The 3,615-nt window shown below is 69.2% G+C and carries 6 protein-coding genes; 4 read left to right on the top strand and 2 right to left on the bottom strand.

Annotation, left to right across the window (positions count from 1 at the left end; genetic code table 11):
- Positions 1–659: 659 nt before the first annotated feature.
- From AC0682_RS31420 to AC0682_RS31410, 3 genes are all read left to right on the top strand, one after another.
- Positions 660–815, top strand: coding sequence for a hypothetical protein (locus AC0682_RS31420; RefSeq protein WP_478536633.1), 156 nt, complete (start codon positions 660–662; stop codon positions 813–815).
- A gap of 162 nt (positions 816–977) precedes the next feature.
- A complete protein-coding gene (locus AC0682_RS31415) occupies positions 978–1,280 on the top strand; it encodes a hypothetical protein (RefSeq protein ID WP_478536631.1) in 303 nt (100 codons plus the stop codon).
- A gap of 12 nt (positions 1,281–1,292) precedes the next feature.
- On the top strand, positions 1,293–1,484 hold the full coding sequence (locus tag AC0682_RS31410) for a hypothetical protein (protein WP_478536630.1): 192 nt from the start codon (positions 1,293–1,295) through the stop codon (positions 1,482–1,484).
- A gap of 3 nt (positions 1,485–1,487) precedes the next feature.
- Here the strand turns inward: AC0682_RS31410 and AC0682_RS31405 are convergent, their stop codons facing one another.
- On the bottom strand, positions 1,488–2,039 hold the full coding sequence (locus AC0682_RS31405; RefSeq protein ID WP_478536629.1) for a hypothetical protein: 552 nt from the start codon (positions 2,037–2,039) through the stop codon (positions 1,488–1,490).
- A 526-nt stretch (positions 2,040–2,565) separates the two neighbouring features.
- Between AC0682_RS31405 and AC0682_RS31400 the strand changes: the two genes are divergently transcribed.
- Positions 2,566–3,075, top strand: coding sequence for a hypothetical protein (locus AC0682_RS31400; RefSeq protein ID WP_478536628.1), 510 nt, complete (start codon positions 2,566–2,568; stop codon positions 3,073–3,075).
- Positions 3,076–3,278: 203 nt separating this feature from the next.
- On the opposite strand, the gene AC0682_RS31395 is transcribed toward AC0682_RS31400, so the two are convergent.
- Positions 3,279–3,458: a hypothetical protein gene (locus AC0682_RS31395; RefSeq protein ID WP_478536627.1), complete on the bottom strand. Its 180-nt coding sequence runs from the start codon at positions 3,456–3,458 to the stop codon at positions 3,279–3,281.
- Between the last annotated feature and the right edge of the window lie 157 nt (positions 3,459–3,615).

Here is a 3,615-nt window from a genome sequence, read left to right as displayed (position 1 = left end):
CGCTCGTTTGCACAGCTCAGCGGGATAGGAGGAAGGGCGTGCCATGACTCGATCCTTTCACGGAATCGAGTCTCTATCGAACCCGGAACGGTTCACGGGTGACCTGCCTGAGTCTGGGGCCGACCACACACGAAGGGGGTCCACGATGGGGCGGTCCAAGGCGAAGAAGCCACGGCGTGACAAGGGCGGCGGGCAGGAGCGGTTCCGGATCGACGACCGCGTGGTCGGCCAGGCGGAGATCCTGGCGGCGGGCGCGGCGCTGAGCGACAACGTCGATGACCACGGCCGGCTGCTCTACATGGACACTCCCGCGCTCGGGCTGGGGCAGGTCGCCACCGGCATCGACCCGGACACCGGCACCGTGCAGACCCACGACGGGCAGGACCCGATGCCGGTGGCCCTGTTCGAGCCAGAACGCGCGATGATGTCCCGTCTGCCCGGCGGCGAGACATCGGAGATCCAGGTGGAAGGCGCGATCTCAGCCGGACTGCGGCGCTTCCCCCCGCGGCTTCGCCGATCTGCGGACCATCCCTGGCTGGGCTCTGCACCGGCTAGCCGACGACCGGATCGAACTGCGCTCCCCCGACGGGGGTGTCTACTCCCGCATTACCGTCCCCGCCTCACCCGACTGGTACTCAGCCGCCCTGCACCACGGGTACGTGGTGTGCTTCTACGGCCCGCAGCTCGGAGTGCGCACACCACCCGACAGCACGCCGCAGCAGTACACCGACGCCAAGCGGCTGGAGGAATTCAGGACCGCCCGCGGTCGTGGCCTGGTCGCCGGCGGGATCATCGCCTACCGCAACAACCGCTGACCCGCGCCCTGCTGGGGCCCACCCGCCGGGACGGGGTGGCCCCAGCACGATCGCGCCTCACCCAGCGCACCGTCGGCAACCTAGAAGCGGGGTAGACAGCTCAGGAAGCCCGTTCGGCGGTTCTGGGCGGTAGCCGTGGGGGTGTCCGGTCGTTGAAAGAGTGTGAGTCTCCCTGAGCAGGTCGTATCGCTGTCGGACGCCGCCACCGAGGTCTGGGAAACGGCTTCTGCCGACGGCTGGAGCCCTTCGGCGGCGCTGGACACGCTGGGGTCGATCGAGGTGCTGCTGGACGCGCTCAACCGGCTCGGGCCCCCGGTGAGGGACGCGCTGGCACCGGCGCTGACCGCGACCACGGCCGTCCGCGCTCTCATCGCAGCATCACTGCTACGAGAGGACCACCTCGCCTCCCCGGTACCCGTGCGTCAGCCGAAGCCGCAGGGACAGCACCGTCAGCCCGAGTACTGAGTCCACCGCGACGTGCGAGTGGCGGAAACGCTCTGGATGAACGCCCAGGAGGGCCGCGGCGGGCAGTTGGCGGACATGTTCGCCGCCCTGCCTCCCAAGGCGATGATCGAGGCGATGAACCGCCGCGGCCTGCCCAAGGACTGGCGGCCGCTGCTGGAAGAGCTGACCCTCCGCTACGAGGCTCAGACGCCTGACCGGATGTAGGCCTCAAGCGGCAGGCCGGTCCGGCCCGAAACGCTCCTCGATCATGTGTTCCAGGAGGGCGCGGAAGAACACACGGCCCCGTTCGGCCGTATCCAACGCCTCCCGAACCTCGTCGGGCCAATGACCTGTCGCGAACGCGTTGTTCACTAGGGCATCGTGGATCCCGGCGGAAGCTCCCCGAAGGGAGCCGAGAATCCACCTGTGGTCCTGCGTCGTCACCCTTCTGATGCCATGAGATGACAAGGCGAAACAAGTGCGCATGGCCTCATCACCGAGCCGTGCCGACTCCTGGCTGAAGTCTTGTGGATCGACCTGGCTTCCTGCTGATGCGCGTGTGGCTACCTGCACCAGGTAGTCCTGCCATCGTCGGGTCGCGAGGCGCGCTTCCACGAGGGCGCTGATCGCCCCATCGGTCACCTGCCGCCTGCCATCGAGCTCCTGCTGACTCCTCTCCTTCCGCTTCAGGAAGGCAGGCCCGTACACGCCAGCAAGCGCCGTTACGGCTGCCCCGCCCACTGCCCCGACCAGGCCGATCCAAGCACTGCCATCTGTCACGAACATGACTATCCCAGCCTGCTGTTCCCTTTCACAGGACCTTGGCCGATCTCGGCGAACTTCGACCGGGCAGCGGCCGGCTAGCGCAACCCGGCGCGCCAGCCGCGGTCGCATGCTTGCCGACGCGCCCTCCAGCCAGGGGCGGTCAACCTTCGGTGAGGCCGGTCAAGGTTCAGCGAGACAGAACAGATCGGACGGCTTGGGGTCTCGTCCGGGCGGGTGATTTTCCTTCGCGTACGCGGGCGCAGCTCTAGCTGAATACACCCAACTTGCTTATTCCTGGGAGACGTTGACAGTTTTGAGGCGTTCTGTCATGTTCTGTTCGCCGCTTCTGGCGAACCACCGAACCTGAGAGGTGATCTCATGCGACGCACTGAGTACGACGCGGGCCAGGCCGCCAAGCGCTTGAAAGTGCCGGTGACGGCCTTCCGGTGGGCCCGGCACACCGGGCTGGTCCCCGAGCCGGACGTCTCGCCCTCCCGGTGGTCGAGGGCTGCGGTGGAGGCGATGGACGCCGCCGCCATCGATGCCGCGATGCCCGACGGGCCGCTTTCCGGCAGCCGACCGGATCGCCGCCGCGCTCGGCACCCCCAACGTCTCCGGCCTGAAAGCCTTCGTGACGGCGTTCGTGGTGAGCCGGTTCGTCGACCGCGGCCTCCTGGCAGACCTGAGCGCGAACGCGGACGGGACGCTGCACCACCCCGGCCAGGTCGCAGAGGTCTGCCGCCGGCCGGACCTGGCGGAGCTGGTCGCCGCCGACACCCCGCTCGGACCCGAACAGGCCGCCGCCCGCCTCCAGGCCCGCCGCGCCGACTTCGACCACATGGTCCGGCTCGGCTGGCTCCGCCCCCCGCAGTCCATCGAGGTCCGCTTCGGTACCAGCCGCGCCGGAGCCGTCGACGTCCGGCTCTACACCACCGCCTCCGTCGACGCGGTCATCCCCGCCCACCCCGAGGTCGACTGGGAGCAGCTGCGCACGGTAGGCAAGGGCCGGCGCTCCCCGTTGGCGTCGCTTCGCCTGGACCCGGCGATCTGAAACACGGAAGTGAAACGCGCCCGCCACCTCCTGCATCAAGTTCGCGGCAGCGCTCCCCTGCTCCGATCGGCAGCGTTGCCGACGGCCACGGAGCGCGCGTGACGCCGGAGTCGCGCCGTCGCTGGACAGTACGAACCCAACCGGGCCCCGGGGACGTCATGGCTGATCCCCCGGGGCCCGTGGTGTGTCCGACTCCGGGCCGGTCAGCCCTCTTCCGTCTCCGTCGTGGCGATCCCTTCGGCGGCTTCGGTGTCGGCCATGAGCAGGACCTGCGTCGGGTGGGCGTTGCCGCCCTGCACGACGTGGACGCGGCCGGGGAGCGTGTTGGGCTCCGGGGTGGGGTGGATCTCCGGGGCGAGGTGCTGCCAGGTGCGGGGGGTCACCCGGCCCAGGGCCTTGGTGGAGAAGGTCTCGCGTCCCGCACCGAGGACGCCCTTGGCGAGCTGGGTGCGGGTCTGTCAAACGAACGGTGTAGCTGGGGTGGTTGAGGGTTACTGCTGGGCTGCGGAGAGGCGGCCGTCGAAGGTGATGTCGAAGGCG

The organism is Streptomyces sp. NPDC043746, assembly GCF_056436485.1.
The sequence above is the reverse complement of the archived record's forward strand: the minus strand, read 5'-3'. Positions and strand labels throughout refer to the sequence as shown.